We start from the raw sequence: 17,479 nt of genomic DNA on the forward strand, positions 1-17,479 counted from the left end.
TGTTGTGAAAACTGACATCAAAGCAATTTACGGTTGTGTTTTGAATTTCCAATTGCCAACTAGAAATGCCTCCATGCGGATGACGAGCACCCGCCATGAAGGCATTCAATCTTGTAATAGATAAATAATGTCAAGACCTGCTTAGAACTAGCTGAAAATTCCGGAAAAGACGCCGGTTGCGCCGATGCCGACACAGGCAATACAGACGAACAGCATGAGCAGTGTAATGGCAAGACCAACGATAGAACAGATTAATCCGGCCAGGGCCATGCCCGGTGATTGTCCCAAAGCTTTCTTTTCCTTCATGGCGATAATACCAAAGAGCAGACCCACAGCGCCTAGAAATGCACTACCTCCGATTAAAACAAAGGAGCTGACAATTGAAAAAACACCAAGAGAAAGTGCCATAATGGACTTGGAATCATAGTCATCCTGCTTCACGTTTTCTGGATAGCGTTCATCATAAGCTACTCTGTTGCGAATAACAAAGATGAAAATCGGTCCCATAAAAGGAAAAATAATGCTTAGCACAAGAAAAAGAACCCGATGTTCTTTATTGTAAATACTGAAAAGCCAAAAGAGTGCAGTGCATTGATAGAAGGTAAGAGCCAGTGAAAGAAGGACAATTAAAACCATCCCCAATTCAGGAATAAAACCCAAAACACCCATGATCAAGGCAAGAGCAAAAGGGACAAGCGGTAAAAATATTTTTGCATAGGGAATATGAAGTGAACTGAGGGACACATCATCATTAATGAGTTCACCCATTAAATAACTATTCGCAATGGGAACCCAAGCAAACCAGGGATGATCCAGGTTTCGATTTTTTGCCATGGTGTAGAGACCAATGGCCATAAAAACGTAACAAATAATTCCGATAATAAGTGCGAAAATGAATACAACAGCTAGTATTGACAACAGAACCGGCAGTACGTTATACATAAAATCTGATTGAGCACCGTAGTTCATCCCGCCATCATAATAGGGTTCGAACATGTTCATAACAATAACCTCCAAAATATATTTTTTCTTAGGATAATTATACCCTAAACCATGGTAAACAACTATTGTTTCCAATGTTTTTCATAAAATAATTGGGGAAAATTAAGGAAAAAGAGAATGCCAAGGGTGATAATCCCGAGACTGATCCACTGGGAGGTTGAAAGGAAAAGCAATGAACCCCGTGGATCCGAACGGAAAAACTCATTGATGAATCTGAAAATGCCATAGCTGGTCAGGTAAAAGCCGGTGGTAAAGCCAGGAGTCCTGCTTTTCTTTAGTATCCTTAAAAGGGCAATGGTTAACACAAAAAGAAAAAAAGATTCGGTTAGCTGGGCTGGAAAAAGTCCGATGTCCGAGGGTGGGTAGGCGCCAATGGGATAATGAACGGCGCAAAAGCCGTCATAGGGGATGCCGTAGCAGCAACCGTTGAAAAAACAGCCGATGCGTCCAAAAGCCTGGGCCAGGGCCAGGCAGGGAACGGCCATATCGAGATATTCGATGGTGTTGAGATTGTAGATTCTGGTGTAAAAAAAACCACCTAAAATGCCGCCAATCAAACCCCCATAAAAGACGGACCCCCCGGTGAGTAATAAAAAAATGCTTTCGGGATGGGCAATGAGGTCAGGCAGCGCCACAATAATATAAAGAAGTTTGGCTCCAATGATACCGCCGATTAATGCGAAAAGCCCAAAAAACATAGCATCCATTGTGGGGATTGCATATTTTCGGGCCGACAGAATAGCCAGCAAAAAAGCTGCGCCCAGGCCAATCAGAAATAAAATGCCAAAGGTTGGAATGAGATAACTACCAATGTGAATTACAGGATACATAGTTTTCCTTTCAATAAAAAAATAGACGATGGTTATCGTCTATAGAGTTTAGTGACAAGCTCGTCCTGGGGACAATGGTAAATCGTTGTCGGCTGCATGATCGTACAGGCTGCCGCCTGTTCGCCATGATGCCGACAACTGATGTTACGATTGTCCCCAGGACTTACTTTCTGCTTGCCTGCAGTCTGATGAGACGATACCCACCGTTTAAAAAAAAATTAGAGAACGGCGAGGGTGCCTAATAATCCGACACAGGCGACACAGGAAATAAAGACGATTGTGCATAGGATAACGCCGATTAGTGAAAGGATGAAACCGGCGGTTGCAATGTTGCTGGGATTAAAACCCTCTAACTGAGCGGCTTTACGGATTTGGATACCAAAAATTAAGCCGACAATAGCACAGGCAATGCCAATGAGTACAAAATAACCGGTAAAAATAGAAACCAGAGAAATGATACCTAAGACAAGAGAAGCAGTTGCTTTACTGGAATATTGCTCCATAAGAACCTCCTAAAATATTATAATTATATTTTAGAATATACCAGTCAGCAAAGAATGTCAAGAATTATGAAGCTCTTTTAACTTATCAACGAGGTCAAAAGCCACATGGTTAATGGTTTGTGAGCCGGCAACAAGAACCAGATCATTAGCGCATAAATGGTCGGTGAGATAATTAACAATATCCTCAAAGGCGGAAATGGTTACGGTTGGAATATGATATTTTTCTTCAATGGCTTTTTGCAGGTCTTCGGAATAAATATTCCAATCATTGCCTTCACGGTCAGAATAAATATCATTCAGAATAACAAAATCCGCTTTGGAAAAGGCATCTACAAAGTCGTCAAAGAAAAAGAAAGTTCGGGAATAGGTATGGGGTTGGAAAACAACCCATAGCTTATGATGTTCATAATTCAGGCAGGCATCCACGACAACTTTTAATTCAGTGGGATGATGGGCATAGTCTTCGTAGACATTAATGCCATTGACTTCCCCCCGGAATTCAAATCGGCGTTTTGCACCAATAAAACGTTTCATGGCACTGATTGAGGTTTCAACCGGTATGCCTAAAAAATCACCGCAGATAATCGCTGAAAGGGCATCCAGAACATTGTGCTCGCCGGGAATAATAAGATCATAATGGCCATAAAAAGCATTTTTTTTGAAGACATCAAAGCTTGGCTTGCCGACTTTATCATAGACAATATTTTCTGGATACCAGTCATCCTTGGCATCGAGACCATAGGTAACCACCGGACAGGCTAGATTTTGAACTACATCCAAAACATCCGGGGAATCCCCGTAGGCAATCATCAGACCATTTGATGGTAAAATTTTTGCGAAATTATGAAAAGATTCTTTAATTTGTGGAAGGCCACCTTTAAAGTAATCAAGGTGATCCTCTTCAATATTGGTAATAATACCAATGGAATGGGAGGTAGTTAAAAAGCTGTCCACATATTCACAGGCTTCCACTACGAAAAAATCCTTGGAGGCTACCACGGCATTTCCTCCAAATTCCGCAAGACTTCCGCCAATGCTGAGACTGGGATTTAAGCCGGCATGCTGAAGCAAACAAGCCACCATGGAAGAGGTGGTTGTTTTACCGTGGGTACCCGAAACGGCAATGGTTTTATCAAAAATATGGGAAAAGAGTCCCAGAAAACTCGAACGTTCGATTTTTGGAAGTCCCAAATCGGTTGCTTTAACCATATCGGGATTATCCTCATGGATCGCCGCAGAATAGACCACACAATCCGTGTTTTCAGGAATATTGCTGTACTTGTGGCCAATGTGTACGATAATGCCCAAGTCTTCTAATTTTTCAACATAAGCGGAGGTGATCATATCAGAACCTTCAATGGTAAAGCCCTGGGATAAAGCCATTGAGGCAAGACCGCTCATACTGCTTCCACCGATGCCAATGAAGAATAATTTATTTATGGGTTTGTTGAATTTTTTCTCAAGTTGTGCTTTCAAATAATTCGCTCCTTAGTAAAGAAAGATTTTCTTAATAATTTCTTAATAATGGGATTGTATATCAATGGTTTTCCCCATTAAAGAGAATGAAATGATCAGAGGAGTTCGAAAAACCCCTATAAATACTTCACAAGAAATTATAACATAGGAGTTTAACCGGAGTAAAGATTAAAAATAACTTGCGCTTTTATTAAAATATGAATAAAATTATAGATATACAAAATAACGTTCGGATTTTTTAAAAATCAACATAGGTGGGAAATGAAGAAAAACGAAAGAATCAGTATCATATCAAAAATATTATCGGATCATCCCAATGAGGTCTTCAGCTACAATTATTTTACCGATCTATTAGGAGCGGGTAAATCAAGCGTTTGTGAAGATGTGGCGGTGGTCAGAAATGCTTTTGAAATTTCAGGGACCGGCCGGGTGGAAACTTATTCAGGAGCCACTGGCGGAGTGGTTTACCATCCCGAAGTTTTAAAATCCGAGGAAGTGGCCATTCTGGAAGAAATTGCCAAGCTTCTACTTGAACCCAGTCGAAAAATTCAGGGCGGCTTTGTTTATTACAGCGATATCCTCTCACATCCACGCTATTCAAAAAACATTGGTCGAATTATCGCATCAAAATACGGTGGCAAAGGGATTGAATACGTCGTTACCACAGAAACCAAAGGCATTCCAGCTGCTCTTGAAACAGCCAGCTATCTTAATGTTCCGATGGGCCTGATAAGACGATCCAACCGGGTTACCGAAGGTGCTACCACCAGTGTCAATTACATATCAGGGTCATCCAATAAGATCAAAACAATGTATCTGAGTCGCCGCATTGATTTAATGGGGAAAAAGGTTTTAATCATTGACGATTTTATGAAAGGCGGCGGTACTGCCAGGGGGATGTCCAATCTTATGGAAGAGGTTGGGGCAAGCGTTATGGGAATCTGTGTTATTTTTGTGACGAAATCGCCAATGGAAAAATTGGTGGATAATTTTACTTCCCTGATTATCATGGATGATGATGACATCGCGGGTGCCGGATTAAGGGTTTCCCTATGCTCAAAATAGACGAAAAAGCAATTTTTCTGACTGCCGCGAATGGCGGTATTACCGAAAGATCAACCTTTTTTTAAAGACCTTGAAATTGTGGGGAATTTGTTAAATTTATAACCATGAAAAAAAATTGCGAATTTGAAAAAAATGAGGTTTTTGTGTTAATATTGGTGAATTTGTGGTAGTATATATAAAGAATTAGACTGATAATTTTATTTCAAGGGGGAGGCTTACTACAAGATGGAAATAACAGACGTAAGAGTACGGAAAACGTATCCAGAGGGTAAAATGAGAGCAATTGTTTCAGTTACCTTTGATGATCAATTTGTTGTTCATGATATCAAGGTGATTGAAGGCCAAAGTGGATTTTTCATTGCAATGCCCAGTCGTAAAACGCCGGACGGAGAGTTTAAAGACATTGCACATCCCATAAACATGGGTACCCGTCGTGAAATGCAGGAAAGTGTACTGCGAGCTTACGAAAAGGCCATAGAAGAAAGTGACCAGTTAGCCAAGGAAGAAGTATCAGAAACGGAAGTAGAATTAGAAGTAGATTACGAAGAAGAATAAACAATCAACAAAAGAGGGGAGTAACTTCCCTTTTTTTGTTGTGAATAAATAGTTGAAATTGGAGAACTTAAAATGATGAATGAATCAAAAACAATTATTCTGGCTGCGGGTCAGGGAACTCGCATGCGGTCTCAAAAACCCAAGGTGCTTCATCAGGTGTGTGGAAAGAATATTTTAAATTATGTGCTTGATGCCAGCAGGGATTCCGGAATAAACGAGATTGCCGTTGTTGTCGGCTACCAGGCAGAAGAGGTTAAAACCAGTCTTTCACCTGATGTTACCACCATTCTTCAAAGTGAACAGTTGGGAACCGGGCATGCGGTTTTACAGGCCCTGCCATTTTACAGTGAATTAAAGGGAAACTTGGTAGTATTGGTCGGGGATGCGCCATTGGTTCGCCCGGAAACCATCCGGGGTCTTGTTGCCGAGCATGAACGACGCGGTCATGGCGCCACGGTGCTCAGTGCAAACTTTGAGGATCCCACCGGTTATGGACGGATGGTAAAAAACAAGGCCGGGGATCTCGAAAAAATTGTCGAAGAGCGGGATGCCACAGTCTCAGAGAAAAGGATTCAGGAAATAAATTCCGGAATGTACTGCTTCGACGCTCAAACCCTAATTTTGGCACTGAAAGAATTAAAAACCGACAATACCCAGGGCGAGTATTATCTTACCGATGTTGTGGAAATTATGCGGGGAATGGGCAAAACAACCGGTACTTATGTGACCCCGGATCATGAAGATATCCAGGCCATTAACTCAAAGGTTCAGCTGGCCCAGGCCGAGGCGTTGATGCGCAAGCGCATTAACGCAAAGCTCATGGATGTAGGCGTGATCATGATTGACCCGGCGGCGACCTATATTGGTTGGGATGTTATTGTCGGCCAGGATACAACCCTATACCCAGGCGTTATTTTAGAAGGAAAAACCGTCATTGGCAAAGATTGTCTGATTGGTGCAAACAGCCGCCTGGTCAATATGGAAATCGGCGATGCGGTCACTATTCATAATTCTACGCTTCTGGATAGTTCCGTGGGGGATAACACCAGCGTTGGACCCTATGCCTACGTTCGCCCCGGAAGTCAAATCGGCCGACACTGTAAGGTTGGCGATTTTGTTGAAGTGAAGAATTCCACCATGGCCGACGGCGCAAAGGCCGCCCACCTTACCTATATTGGGGATGGGGATGTGGGTGAAAATGTGAATTTAGGATGCGGTACGGTTTTTGTGAACTACGATGGCAAAAAAAAATATCGGACCACCGTTGAAAAAAATGCTTTTATCGGATGCAACACCAATCTGATTGCTCCGGTAACTGTAAAAGAAGGCGCCTATATTGCGGCGGGATCAACCATTACCGATGATGTGCCCGAAGATAGTCTGGCCATTGCCAGAGCACGACAGGTCAATAAAGTGGGATATCTGATAAAATAAGCTTGCTAATTTTATTGGATATGTCATTATTATAGAATAAAGAAAATTAAGAAGAGGTATAAAAACACATGGATGGAAAGTATAGTGGAATAAAGATCATCGCAGGGAATTCAAATCTTCCCCTGGCAAACGAAATCGCGGATTACTTGGAAGTACAGCTGTGTAATGCAGAGGTTGTGACTTTCAGTGACGGCGAAATAGGGGTTAATGTTTTTGAATCAGTGCGTGGGGCTGATGTTTTTGTGATCCAGTCTACAGGAATGCCTGTTAATGAAAATCTCATGGAATTATTAATCCTGATCGATTCAATGAAACGGGCATCAGCCGGACGTATTAACGCAGTTATTCCTTACTACGGTTATGCCAGACAGGATCGTAAAGCAAAATCCCGTGATCCGATTACTGCAAAGCTGGTGGCAAACCTTTTAACCACAGCCGGAGCCGATCGGGTGATCACCATGGATCTTCACTCCAATCAGATTCAGGGATTCTTTGATATTCCATTGGATCATTTATCTGGCGGCGGTTTAATTACCGATTACTATCGCGAAAAGAATCTGGAAAATATGGTTATTGTTTCGCCGGATGTTGGCAGCGTTAAACGTTCCCGAAATCTGGCCCGAAATCTGGGTTGTGCATTTGCAATTATCGATAAGGATCGTCCCCGCGCCAACGAAACCGTGGTTATGAATGTTATCGGCGATGTGGACGGCAAAAATTGCATCATGATTGATGATATGATCGATACTGCCGGAACCATTACCTCCGGTGCCAATGCACTTATTGGCCTGGGTGCAGAATCCGTATATGCGGCATGTAGCCATGGGGTGTTTTCAGGACCGGCGATTCAACGGATTCAGGATTCAGCAATTAAAGAATTAATTACTCTGAACACTTTGGTGATTCCTGAGGAAAAACGGATTGAAAAGATAAAAATTCTTTCCACCGGCACACTTTTTGGTCGGGCCATTGATTATGTCCATTTTGGACGTTCTCTCAGCAAGTTATTTGTTGGCAGATACGTTTAGGAGCAGGAGAAAAAAATGCATCTGATTGTGGGATTGGGAAACATCGGCAGTAAGTATGATGGGACCCGACATAATATCGGTTTTGAAGTCATTGACACCATCACAAGGAATAAGGACATTACGGTTAAAAAGAAAGAACAAAATGGTTTTACCGGGGTTTATCGTGAGTTTGGTCAGAAAATTATGCTGGCCAAGCCCACCACCTTTATGAACAACAGTGGTCTTTGCGTAGCGGGACTGGTGAATTTTTATGAGGTTCCCCTGGAAAACCTGCTTATTATTTATGATGACATTGACCTGGAGCCCGGTGATGTGCGGATCCGTCAGCGGGGCAGCGGGGGCACTCACAACGGTATGCGCTCGATTATCCAAAGCCTCGGAAGTCAGGAATTTTCCCGGATCCGGATTGGCATTGGCAGACCCAAAGAATGTTCTGATTTAGTGAACTTTGTGTTAGGCCGTTTTGCCAAAAGTGATGGGCCCTTGATGGAAACCGCCATCATAGAGGCTGCCAAAGGAGTGGATATTTTTGTAAAAGATGGCGTCGACTTAGCCATGAACCGCATAAATGTCCGCAAAAAAGTCGAAAAACAGATCTTCCTGGAAAACAAAGAAGTGAAAAAACTGGAAAATTAATATGCGAAAAATAGGATTAAACCAAGAGCCCGGGTTGCAAAACCTGGGCTATCGGTGTTTAACAGAGAAAGAAGTGGCAAATGGATTTACTGTATGAGAACCTTCTGGGGTTGGAAAAGACCAATACGATTCTGAACGCACTGGCACCTGGGGAAATTGTGAATCTTTCCAATGTGAATAACAGTCTTAAAGAAGTGTTCACCGGATTGATTCACAAAAAACAAAATGACCGGATTCTTTATATCACCGCAACAGATTATCTGGCCCAAAAGAAAGCGGCAGCTCTTGAAAAAGTTCTTCAGGAAGAGGTGCTTTATTTTCCGATGGAGTCGATTCATGATTACTTCTCAGATGTTCATAGTCAGGAGATCAGCCAGCAGCGTTTAAGTGTGATTGAAAAGATTTTATCCGGCAGCCGCCAGGTCATTGTTGTTGGTGTCGAAGCACTGCTGAAAAAAAGTATGCCGCTGGAAAAGTTTCGGGAACTGACCTTTACCCTGGTCAATGAAGAAACCTGGGACCCGTTGGATCTGGTGGCACGTTTTTTTGCCCTGGGCTATGAAGGGGTGTACCAGGTTGAAGCCCGGGGCCAGTATGCTCATCGCGGCGGCATTATCGATGTCTTCCCGCCAACCGAAACCCAGGCCTATCGGATCGAATTTTTTGGTGATACCATTGAATCGATCCGCTGCTTTGATCCGGAAACCCAGCTGTCTACAAAAGCTATGGATTTCATTCGGATTCCGCCGGGCCGTGAAATTATTTTGGAAACCGCCGAACGCCAAAAGGCATTGAACCTGATCCGAAAACGCTATGATGGCATTCCGGAATACGCCGGACTGCTTGAACGGATCATCGAAGATCAGGGGGCCCATGATGAAACCCTGTTTTCGTTTATTAAATCCGATGCGTCATTTATCGATTATTTAGGGAACTACATCTGCATCTGGGATGAGCCGCCCCGGATTAAAGAATCCCAGGCCCTGTTTCAGCAAAAAATCCATAAGGATTTTGAAACACTGATCAGCGAATACTTTATGTTCCCTGAAGAAAAGAATAAATTTTACACCCTGTCAAAAATTGAAAAGGCCATGGAAGCTCAGGCCCATCTCAAACTTCACATGTTTACTTCAAGAGGAAAAAAGGGCGTTTCACTGGATATGAAGTCAAAGGACAACGATTCATTTCTTGGTCAGTTGCCGTTGTTTATCGAGTTCATCCAGGACCAGCTGAAAAAAAATGCTATCATCAATTTGCGGGCCAGAGATGAAGTCGGCCTTAAAAAATTAAAGGGTTTAATTGTCGAGGCCGATATTCACCGTTTTACAACCGCATCAATGCCTGGGATTCAACTATCTATTGGTGAGCTGGGCAGTGGCTTTGAACTCCAGGAAGACGGCATTGTCTGTGTGAATCAAAGTGAAATCATCAAAGAATCCCTGGCCGGCCGCAGGCGCCGCCGAAAAAAAGGCCGCAAAATAGATTCCTTCACCCAGCTCAATCAAGGGGATTTTGTGGTCCATGACACTCATGGCATTGGGGTTTACCGAGGGATCGAGCAGCTTAAAATCGACAATACCATTAAGGACCTCCTGGTGATTGAATATGCCAATGATGCCCGTTTCTATTGCCCGGTGGATCAAATGGAGGCCATCCAGGTTTATGTGGGAACCGGCGAAAAGAAACCGAAAATCAACCAGTTGGGAACCAATGACTGGAATAAATCAAAGGCCCGAGTAAAGGCAGCAGTTGAGGATATGGCCGATGAACTCATTGCCCTTTATGCCAAGAGACGAGCTCTGGTGGGCTATGCTTTTGGTCCGGATTCCAGTTGGCAAAGCGAGTTTGAAGAGGAATTTCCCTATGTCGAAACCAACGATCAGCTCCAGGCAGTGGAAGAAATCAAAGCTGACATGGAAACGGCCAGGCCCATGGATCGCCTTCTTTGCGGGGATGTGGGTTATGGAAAGACCGAGGTCGCCCTGCGCGCTGTGTTTAAAGCGGTAATGGAAGGGAAACAGGTTGTTTTTCTGGTGCCCACCACTATCCTGGCCCAGCAGCATTTCCAAACCGCCGTGGATCGGTTTAAAAAATATCCCATCAGTGTTGGTCTGCTCAGCCGCTTCAAGACCAAAACCGAACAGGAAAAGGCCTTGAAAGATCTGGCTTCGGGACAGATGGATCTGATCATCGGAACCCATCGACTGTTATCCAAAGATGTGGTCTTTAAAGATCTGGGGCTGCTGGTTGTGGATGAAGAACAGCGCTTCGGGGTCCGCCACAAAGAGCGGATCAAACAGCTAAAGGAAAATGTGGATGTCCTCACCCTGAGTGCAACGCCGATTCCCAGAACCCTGCATATGTCCATGGTCGGGGTTCGGGACATGAGCGTCATCGACGAACCACCGGCCGGGCGACGTCCGGTCATGACCTACGTTATGGAGTACAGTCCGGCCATTATTAAAGATGCCATTGAACGGGAACTGGGACGGCAGGGACAGGTTTTCTTTGTCCATAACCGCATTCATGATATTTTCGAAATTTCCCGGAAACTCCAAAAACTGGTGCCCGAGGCCCGGATTGTGGTTGCTCACGGCCGGATGACCGGACCGGAGCTGGAAAATATTATGGTTGATTTTCTCAAAGAGGAATATGATATTTTAGTGACCACCACCATTATTGAATCCGGTCTGGATATCAAAAATGCCAATACCCTGATTATCGACAACGGCGATCACATGGGGCTTTCCCAATTGTATCAGCTGCGGGGACGGGTGGGACGGTCAGACGTCCAGGGCTATGCTTACGTTACCCATAAACCTAAGGTTCTTACCGAAATATCCCAGAAACGTTTAAAAGCCATCAAAGATTTTACGGCCTTTGGTTCAGGCTTTAAGATTGCCCTGCGGGATTTGGAGATCAGAGGCGCCGGAAATATTTTAGGAGCAGCCCAATCCGGAAATTTAGCGACCATCGGCTACGAGCTGTATTGCCGGATTCTTGAGGATGCTGTCCAGCGGCGCATGGGCGAAGAACAAGGCCTCATTCCCAGCGAGCTGATCATCAATCTGGATGTCAGTAGTTATATTCCGGAAAATTACATCAGCAATGAAGAATTAAAATATGATATTTACAAAAAGTTATCCTATGTAAAAACGCAAACCGACTATGAGGAGCTTGAGGATGAGCTGTTAGACCGCTTTGGAGAAATACCGGATGGAGTATACAACCTGATGGCCCTGGCAATGATTAAGCATCTGGGAAGATCTCTGGGAATGACTGAAATCCGCGAGCGTGGGCACAGTGTTCTCTTTACCTTTGACGGATCAAAAGAGGTGCCAATCCCGGAAGCCGAACTTATGAAAAAGCTTTTTGACCGGTACAATATTAAGTTTAATGCCGGAAAGGGCGATCAGCTGCGCTGGCGCATTTTACTCAAACATGAAAAAGATCAGAACTTTTTAATGGAATTGGGAAAATTCCTTAAAATGTTGATTCCCCAAAAGAATTAAGGAAAGCATGCAATGTTTTATGTTAAACTGACTAAGATTTTATGAAATAAAGGAGAAATAAATGAAGACGAAAAAATTACGGACAATAACCCTGTTGTTGGCGGTCACAATTCTGATCAGTTTTGTAGGATCAGGATGCAGTTTGGTAAAAGTTAATCCTGAAGCCGACAAAAAACAGGTCGTGGCAGAGATTAATGGCGAGCAGATACTCAAAGAAAGCTATAATAATTACCTTGCTTATTACCAGATGTACTATGAAGCCAGCGGCATGACCTTTCCAACAGACGTTGAGCTGAAGCAATTGCAATTGGATCTTCTGGATGATTTAGTCCGTGTTGAAACCATGGCTGCCCAGGGGAAAAAGGATGGTGTCACCGTTGATGAAGCCGTTCTGACCGCCGATGCCGAGAGCATCATTACCAGTATTAAAACAACCCTTGGCGACGAAAAATACGCCGCTGCATTGGCAAAAAACAATACTGATACCGGGTCATTTGAAACATTCATGAAAGCATTCGTTGCGAACAATGAGTATGCTAATACCGTGGCAGCAAATTATAACAGTGCCTTATTGCTCGATCCAGCCAAAGAGTTAACCACAGTCGTTGGCACCGTTGGTGGAGATAATGTAACCAAGGATGTTTATAATTATCGCCTATCCAATGAAGAATTTCTGGCCTATTATCAAAATCAGGAAGCGTTGGCAACCGATGACGAAACCATGAAAACCGTCAATGACAATATTTTCAATACCATTGCCGAACAAAAGGCTATGACAAAATATGCTGAAGAAAATAATTTAACCCTGGCCCAGGAAGATGTTGACGGCTATATTACCAGCCAGCAGGCCTTTGTAAATTCATTGCTGCCAGGGGATGAAACGCTGCAGCAATACCTTGATGGGAAATACCTCACTGTGGCACAGTATCGTGAATTTGAAAAACAGGATGCCAAGGCCACAGCCGCCGCTGCTGCAATCCAGGCGGATCTGGCTAGCAAGGCCAAGGTCAGTGATAAGGAAATAAAAACCTATTACGATGAAAATAAAAACTCCTATGACACCAGCACCGTTTCAGCAAAACATATTTTAGCCACCGATGAAACATTGGCAAAACAGATTTACGAAGAAGCCAAAAATGCCAAAACAGTTGAAGAATTTGATGCGGTAATGACGAAGTATCAAACTGTTGAAGGCGTTTCGCAAGCCACGGATCTGGGCGCATTTACTTATGCAACCATGGTTTCCGCCTTTTCAGATGCAGCCTTCGGGATGGAAAAAAATACCGTCAGCGAACCTGTTAAAACCGATTATGGCTACCATATCATTTATGTTTATGATAAAAATCAGGCCGAAATCCCCGCATTGGATACGAAAAAAGAAGAAATTACAGAAGTTCTAAAAAATCAAAAAGCAACCGAAGAATTTGATAAGTTAAAGACCAAACTTACAAAAAAACTAACCATAAAATTCGATAAGATTTTAACACCGCTGGAAACTTATATGGAACAGCTTAAAACCGACTTAAACGTAGAAGTGTTTCAAAATAAAATCTAAGCAATAAAATCCTTGGTACTGGAACATTTTCAAACGTTTTGAGTGCCGACAAACCGCTTTGTGGACATTTATTTATCGTTGTATGCTGCAAGATCGTACAGGCTAGCGCCTGTTCGCCTTGATGCATACAACATGATAAAACAAAAATCCGCAAAGCAATTTGTCACATTACTTTATCTATAGACCCGGCACTGGAACAATTTCCAGTGCTTTTTAATTGCCACTGTTTGTATAAAAGGTTATAATAAAAATCAATCTGCTAAAATATCCGAAACTGATAGGGCAGAAAACTTAATTAAAGAGGATTGTCCATGTCAGATAAAACATCCAACTATTTAAAAGGCGCCAGCGTTTTGGCTGCGGCAGGAATACTGTCCCGGCTATTGGGTCTGTTTTTCAAAATCCCCCTCTATCAAATGGTGGGAAGCTACGGGAATGGGATTTATGCAAATGTTACCAATATATACAATCTATTGTTAATGGTATCAACCGTAGGCATACCACTGGCGATATCTAAAATGGTAGCCGAAAATATTGCCAAAGGCGAGTATAAAACGGCCCATCGGGTTTTCAAGCTGTCAATGATGGCACTGGTGGTTATGGGCGGGCTTTCCAGTCTGTTTCTATTGTTTGGAGCGGACTGGATCATTGAAACCGCCAACTGGACATCCGAAAGCTATCCGGCGATTATAGCCATTGCTCCGGCACCCCTGATTATTTCAGTTTGTTCGGCCTATCGGGGTTTTTTCCAGGGTTTTCAGATTATGACACCAACCGCGGTTTCTCAGATCGTTGAACAGATTGTTCGTGTTATTCTCGGCGTCTTGCTATGCTGGATTTTTGTAAGTGCCTTTGGGATCGGCATGGGAGTAGGCGGTGCCGTTTTTGGGGCCACCGTCGGCGGGCTGGTGGCCGCTGTTTTTCTGAGTTACCTGTACAAAAGTTTTGCGAAGCAAAATCATCGCTTGCTGAGAAAGCGAACCGGTAGGCGCCAACGCTCAAATAAAGCTTTGTTAAAACGGCTGCTGATTATCTCGATTCCGGTCACTCTGACCTCAGCATTGGTTTCAATGTTTGCCACAGTTGACTCGTTTATTTACGTTTCAAGACTAGGTCTAGCCGGGTTTGATGCGGTTGAGGCGACGATGATGTTTGGGGATTTCAGTAATGCGGAACAGCTCATTAATCTGCCATTGATTCTCAGCGGAACCCTGGCCATTGCTATGATCCCGACGATATCCGAGTCCTTTGCACTCCGGGATCGTAAAGAAACCAATAAGAAAATCGTGCTATCCATTCGGATCATCTTACTTCTGGCGTTCCCATCCTGTATTGGATTATCGGTGCTGTCCTTTGGTATTTTTGATCTGCTTTTCCCGGGATCACCCTATGGCGGTGCTATTTTAAGCACCTTATCCTATGCGACCATTTTTATGATGCTGTCAAACACCTTCCAGAGTATCCTCCAGTCCATCGACCGTTTTCGGGTACCTCTGATTAACCTGGGAGTGGCGATTATTATCCGATTTGTGACAGGATGGATATTCCTAGCCATTCCGGCCATTAATATTTATGGCATCGTCATCAGCAGTATTATTACCTTTGCCTATCTGACGGTGGCAAATTTCCTTTCAGTCAGGCGCTTTACCGGAGTAGAAATCGATTTTTTCCATACCCTGATTAAGCCACTGTTTGCAGCCCTGATCATGGGATTGGCAACCAGTATCGTGTTTAAAGGCGTTTCCTCCTTTGCCGGAATCTTTTTAGGGCTGCTTGTGGCAATGGCTGTGGGGGTCTGTGTGTATGGGGTAATCATGATTCTCATCAAAGGCATTACCGAAGAGGAAATCGGCTATCTCCCCGGAAATCGATACCTCATGGTCGTGTACGACCGCATTAATGGCCTTGTTCCGGGCCGAAACCACCACCGGCGCTAATCATGGCAGCGAAGCGCACGACAGCCTTGCAATTACTTAGAGATTTTATTTAAAAAAAAGGAAGTGAAGCATGTCACGCATTGATATTGTAGGGTTAGGACCCGGGAATCCGGGGCAAATGACCCTTGAAACATTAAAATTACTTAAGAATTCAAATCAGAATTTTTTCCGAACCGACGTCCATCCTGTGATGGATTTCATCCGGGAAGAGGGCATTTCCTACGAAAGCTTTGACTGCTTTTATGAAAATGAAGACTCATTTGAGGATGTTTACGAAAATATAGTGGAAAAAATTATGCTGATCGTTAAAAATGGTCGGGATATTGTCTATGCCGTTCCCGGAAATCCCTTGTTTGGGGAAAAAACCGTGGTTAAACTCATTGAATCTGCAAAGATCGAAGGGGTGGATTACCAGATTTATCCTGGTGTAAGTTTCGTTGATGTCACTATGAATGCACTGGAAGAAGATCCGATTAAAGGTATCAAAATCATGGATGCCTTTGATTTCAAACGATTTTCACCGGATCCTCAAATGGGTGTATTGGTAACCCAGGTTTATGACAAACACATGGCGTCCGAGTTAAAACTTGAGCTGATGGAAATTTATGACCCTGAAAAAAAAGTAATCCTGCTGATTAATTCAGGCATTCCCGGGAAAGAAATAAAAAAAGAAATTTGTCTCTATGAGCTGGATCGGAGCGAAGAAATCAATCATCTGACTAGTCTTTATATCCCGGCTGAAAAAGAAGCATATCTCGGATTTAAGGGCACTCTGGCTATCATGAAGACCCTTCGCAGTGATGAGGGGTGTTCATGGGATCGGATTCAGACCCACGAAAGCCTAAAAACTGATCTTCTCGAAGAGAGTTATGAAGTCGTTGATGCCATCGATAATGAGGATTGGGAAAATCTTGCTGAAGAGCTGGGAGACGTGCTTTTTCAGATTGTTTTTCATGCGGAAATTGGCTGTGAAAACAATCGATTTACGATGACGGATGTGATTAACGGCATTAACGAAAAAATGATCAGACGACATCCCCATGTTTTTTTGAACAAATTTGATTTTGATCCCCAAAAGGTGGAAACCAATTGGGATGCTATTAAACGTCTGGAAAAGGGTGGCGATCAACCCCGGGAAGAAGCGGATTCGGTCCATCAAATTTCTTATGAGATGAGAAAACTCCCCAAAGCTTTACCCGCGTTAATGGAGGCATTCAAGGTTCAGAAGAAGGCTGCAAAAGTCGGATTTGATTGGGATGACGCGCTGCCTGCATTGGATAAAATAAGCGAAGAAGCAGGGGAATTAGTAGCAGCTCTGAAAGCAAATGATCAGCAAAACATTGAAGAAGAACTTGGAGATTTGCTCTTTTCGGTGGTTAATGTGGCACGTTTAGTTAAAATTCAACCGGAAATTGTTTTAAGAAAAGCAACACAAAAATTTATCAATCGCTTTGAAGCAATGGAAAAAATTGCAAATCAAGAGAAAAAAAGTTTGAATGACTATAATTTAGATCAATTAGATGGCATTTGGGATCAGGCAAAACGGCAGTAGAAGTGGAAAAAACAGAAAAAAGCAAAAAAGAACTTGTAATTCACTGGGAAACACGCTTATAATATTAAACATAGAATACTGGAAATCTAACAAAATGGAGGAAAAAATGAACAAATCAGAATTAATTGCCGAAATGGCGGAAAAATCAGGTTTATCTAAGAAAGATTCAGAAAAGGCTTTAGGTGCTTTTCTTGAATCAGTTGTTGAAACTTTAAAATCTGGAGATAAAGTTTCCTTGGTAGGTTTTGGTACATTTGAAGTAAGAGATCGTGCAGCACGTACCGGTCTTAACCCCAGAACAAAAGAACCCATCGAAATTGCAGCTTCTAAAGCTCCTGGCTTTAAAGCAGGCAAAGGCTTTAAGGATGAAGTTAATAAGTAGAAAAAAATACAT

At 43.0% G+C, this 17,479-nt stretch carries 14 protein-coding genes; 10 read left to right on the forward strand and 4 right to left on the reverse strand.

Annotation, left to right across the window (positions count from 1 at the left end):
- Positions 1 to 147: 147 nt before the first annotated feature.
- From AKG39_RS20405 to murC, 4 genes are all read right to left on the reverse strand, one after another.
- Positions 148 to 1,002: a DUF4190 domain-containing protein gene (locus AKG39_RS20405; protein ID WP_050738647.1), complete on the reverse strand. Its 855-nt coding sequence runs from the start codon at positions 1,000 to 1,002 to the stop codon at positions 148 to 150.
- A gap of 62 nt (positions 1,003 to 1,064) precedes the next feature.
- The gene (locus AKG39_RS01760; protein WP_050738648.1) at positions 1,065 to 1,832 is read right to left on the reverse strand and encodes a prolipoprotein diacylglyceryl transferase; all 768 of its coding nucleotides are present in this window, start codon (positions 1,830 to 1,832) and stop codon (positions 1,065 to 1,067) included.
- Between the two features lie 218 nt (positions 1,833 to 2,050).
- Positions 2,051 to 2,335 (reverse strand): hypothetical protein, encoded by a 285-nt coding sequence (locus AKG39_RS01765; protein ID WP_050738649.1) that lies wholly within the window; start codon positions 2,333 to 2,335, stop codon positions 2,051 to 2,053.
- Positions 2,336 to 2,392: 57 nt separating this feature from the next.
- Positions 2,393 to 3,811 carry a UDP-N-acetylmuramate--L-alanine ligase gene (gene murC / locus AKG39_RS01770; RefSeq protein WP_050738650.1) on the reverse strand — a complete coding sequence of 473 codons (1,419 nt, stop codon included), beginning with the start codon at positions 3,809 to 3,811 and terminating at the stop codon, positions 2,393 to 2,395.
- A 261-nt stretch (positions 3,812 to 4,072) separates the two neighbouring features.
- On the opposite strand from murC, the gene purR reads away from it, so the two are divergent.
- From purR to AKG39_RS01820, 10 genes are all read left to right on the forward strand, one after another.
- Positions 4,073 to 4,876, forward strand: coding sequence for a pur operon repressor (gene purR, locus AKG39_RS01775; protein WP_050738651.1), 804 nt, complete (start codon positions 4,073 to 4,075; stop codon positions 4,874 to 4,876).
- Between the two features lie 225 nt (positions 4,877 to 5,101).
- Positions 5,102 to 5,431, forward strand: a complete 330-nt coding sequence (gene spoVG / locus AKG39_RS01780; protein WP_050738652.1) for a septation regulator SpoVG — start codon at positions 5,102 to 5,104, stop codon at positions 5,429 to 5,431.
- A 75-nt stretch (positions 5,432 to 5,506) separates the two neighbouring features.
- On the forward strand, positions 5,507 to 6,865 hold the full coding sequence (gene glmU, locus AKG39_RS01785) for a bifunctional UDP-N-acetylglucosamine diphosphorylase/glucosamine-1-phosphate N-acetyltransferase GlmU (RefSeq protein WP_050738745.1): 1,359 nt from the start codon (positions 5,507 to 5,509) through the stop codon (positions 6,863 to 6,865).
- Positions 6,866 to 6,933: 68 nt separating this feature from the next.
- On the forward strand, positions 6,934 to 7,893 hold the full coding sequence (locus AKG39_RS01790) for a ribose-phosphate diphosphokinase (RefSeq protein ID WP_050738653.1): 960 nt from the start codon (positions 6,934 to 6,936) through the stop codon (positions 7,891 to 7,893).
- A gap of 15 nt (positions 7,894 to 7,908) precedes the next feature.
- Positions 7,909 to 8,529 carry an aminoacyl-tRNA hydrolase gene (gene pth / locus AKG39_RS01795; RefSeq protein WP_050738654.1) on the forward strand — a complete coding sequence of 207 codons (621 nt, stop codon included), beginning with the start codon at positions 7,909 to 7,911 and terminating at the stop codon, positions 8,527 to 8,529.
- A gap of 80 nt (positions 8,530 to 8,609) precedes the next feature.
- Entirely contained in the window at positions 8,610 to 12,041 is a 3,432-nt protein-coding gene (gene mfd / locus AKG39_RS01800) for a transcription-repair coupling factor (RefSeq protein ID WP_050738655.1), read from the forward strand.
- Positions 12,042 to 12,102: 61 nt separating this feature from the next.
- Positions 12,103 to 13,596: a peptidylprolyl isomerase gene (locus tag AKG39_RS01805; protein WP_050738656.1), complete on the forward strand. Its 1,494-nt coding sequence runs from the start codon at positions 12,103 to 12,105 to the stop codon at positions 13,594 to 13,596.
- Between the two features lie 311 nt (positions 13,597 to 13,907).
- Positions 13,908 to 15,533, forward strand: a complete 1,626-nt coding sequence (locus tag AKG39_RS01810) for a putative polysaccharide biosynthesis protein (RefSeq protein WP_050738657.1) — start codon at positions 13,908 to 13,910, stop codon at positions 15,531 to 15,533.
- Positions 15,534 to 15,603: 70 nt separating this feature from the next.
- A complete protein-coding gene (gene yabN / locus AKG39_RS01815; RefSeq protein ID WP_083439365.1) occupies positions 15,604 to 17,085 on the forward strand; it encodes a bifunctional methyltransferase/pyrophosphohydrolase YabN in 1,482 nt (493 codons plus the stop codon).
- A gap of 106 nt (positions 17,086 to 17,191) precedes the next feature.
- Entirely contained in the window at positions 17,192 to 17,467 is a 276-nt protein-coding gene (locus AKG39_RS01820) for an HU family DNA-binding protein (RefSeq protein ID WP_050738658.1), read from the forward strand.
- The last annotated feature ends 12 nt before the right edge of the window (positions 17,468 to 17,479 follow it).

Source organism: Acetobacterium bakii (genome assembly GCF_001263355.1).
GTDB lineage: Bacteria > Bacillota > Clostridia > Eubacteriales > Eubacteriaceae > Acetobacterium > Acetobacterium bakii.

Coding starts and splice junctions, on each gene's coding strand:
- yabN (WP_083439365.1), top strand. CDS start 15,604: ATGTCACGCATTGATATTGTAGGGTTAGGACCCGGGAATCCGGGGCAA.
- AKG39_RS01820 (WP_050738658.1), top strand. CDS start 17,192: ATGAACAAATCAGAATTAATTGCCGAAATGGCGGAAAAATCAGGTTTA.
- AKG39_RS01760 (WP_050738648.1), bottom strand. CDS start 1,832: ATGTATCCTGTAATTCACATTGGTAGTTATCTCATTCCAACCTTTGGC.
- pth (WP_050738654.1), top strand. CDS start 7,909: ATGCATCTGATTGTGGGATTGGGAAACATCGGCAGTAAGTATGATGGG.
- AKG39_RS20405 (WP_050738647.1), bottom strand. CDS start 1,002: ATGAACATGTTCGAACCCTATTATGATGGCGGGATGAACTACGGTGCT.
- purR (WP_050738651.1), top strand. CDS start 4,073: ATGAAGAAAAACGAAAGAATCAGTATCATATCAAAAATATTATCGGAT.
- AKG39_RS01805 (WP_050738656.1), top strand. CDS start 12,103: ATGAAGACGAAAAAATTACGGACAATAACCCTGTTGTTGGCGGTCACA.
- spoVG (WP_050738652.1), top strand. CDS start 5,102: ATGGAAATAACAGACGTAAGAGTACGGAAAACGTATCCAGAGGGTAAA.
- glmU (WP_050738745.1), top strand. CDS start 5,507: ATGAATGAATCAAAAACAATTATTCTGGCTGCGGGTCAGGGAACTCGC.
- mfd (WP_050738655.1), top strand. CDS start 8,610: ATGGATTTACTGTATGAGAACCTTCTGGGGTTGGAAAAGACCAATACG.
- AKG39_RS01765 (WP_050738649.1), bottom strand. CDS start 2,335: ATGGAGCAATATTCCAGTAAAGCAACTGCTTCTCTTGTCTTAGGTATC.
- AKG39_RS01810 (WP_050738657.1), top strand. CDS start 13,908: ATGTCAGATAAAACATCCAACTATTTAAAAGGCGCCAGCGTTTTGGCT.
- AKG39_RS01790 (WP_050738653.1), top strand. CDS start 6,934: ATGGATGGAAAGTATAGTGGAATAAAGATCATCGCAGGGAATTCAAAT.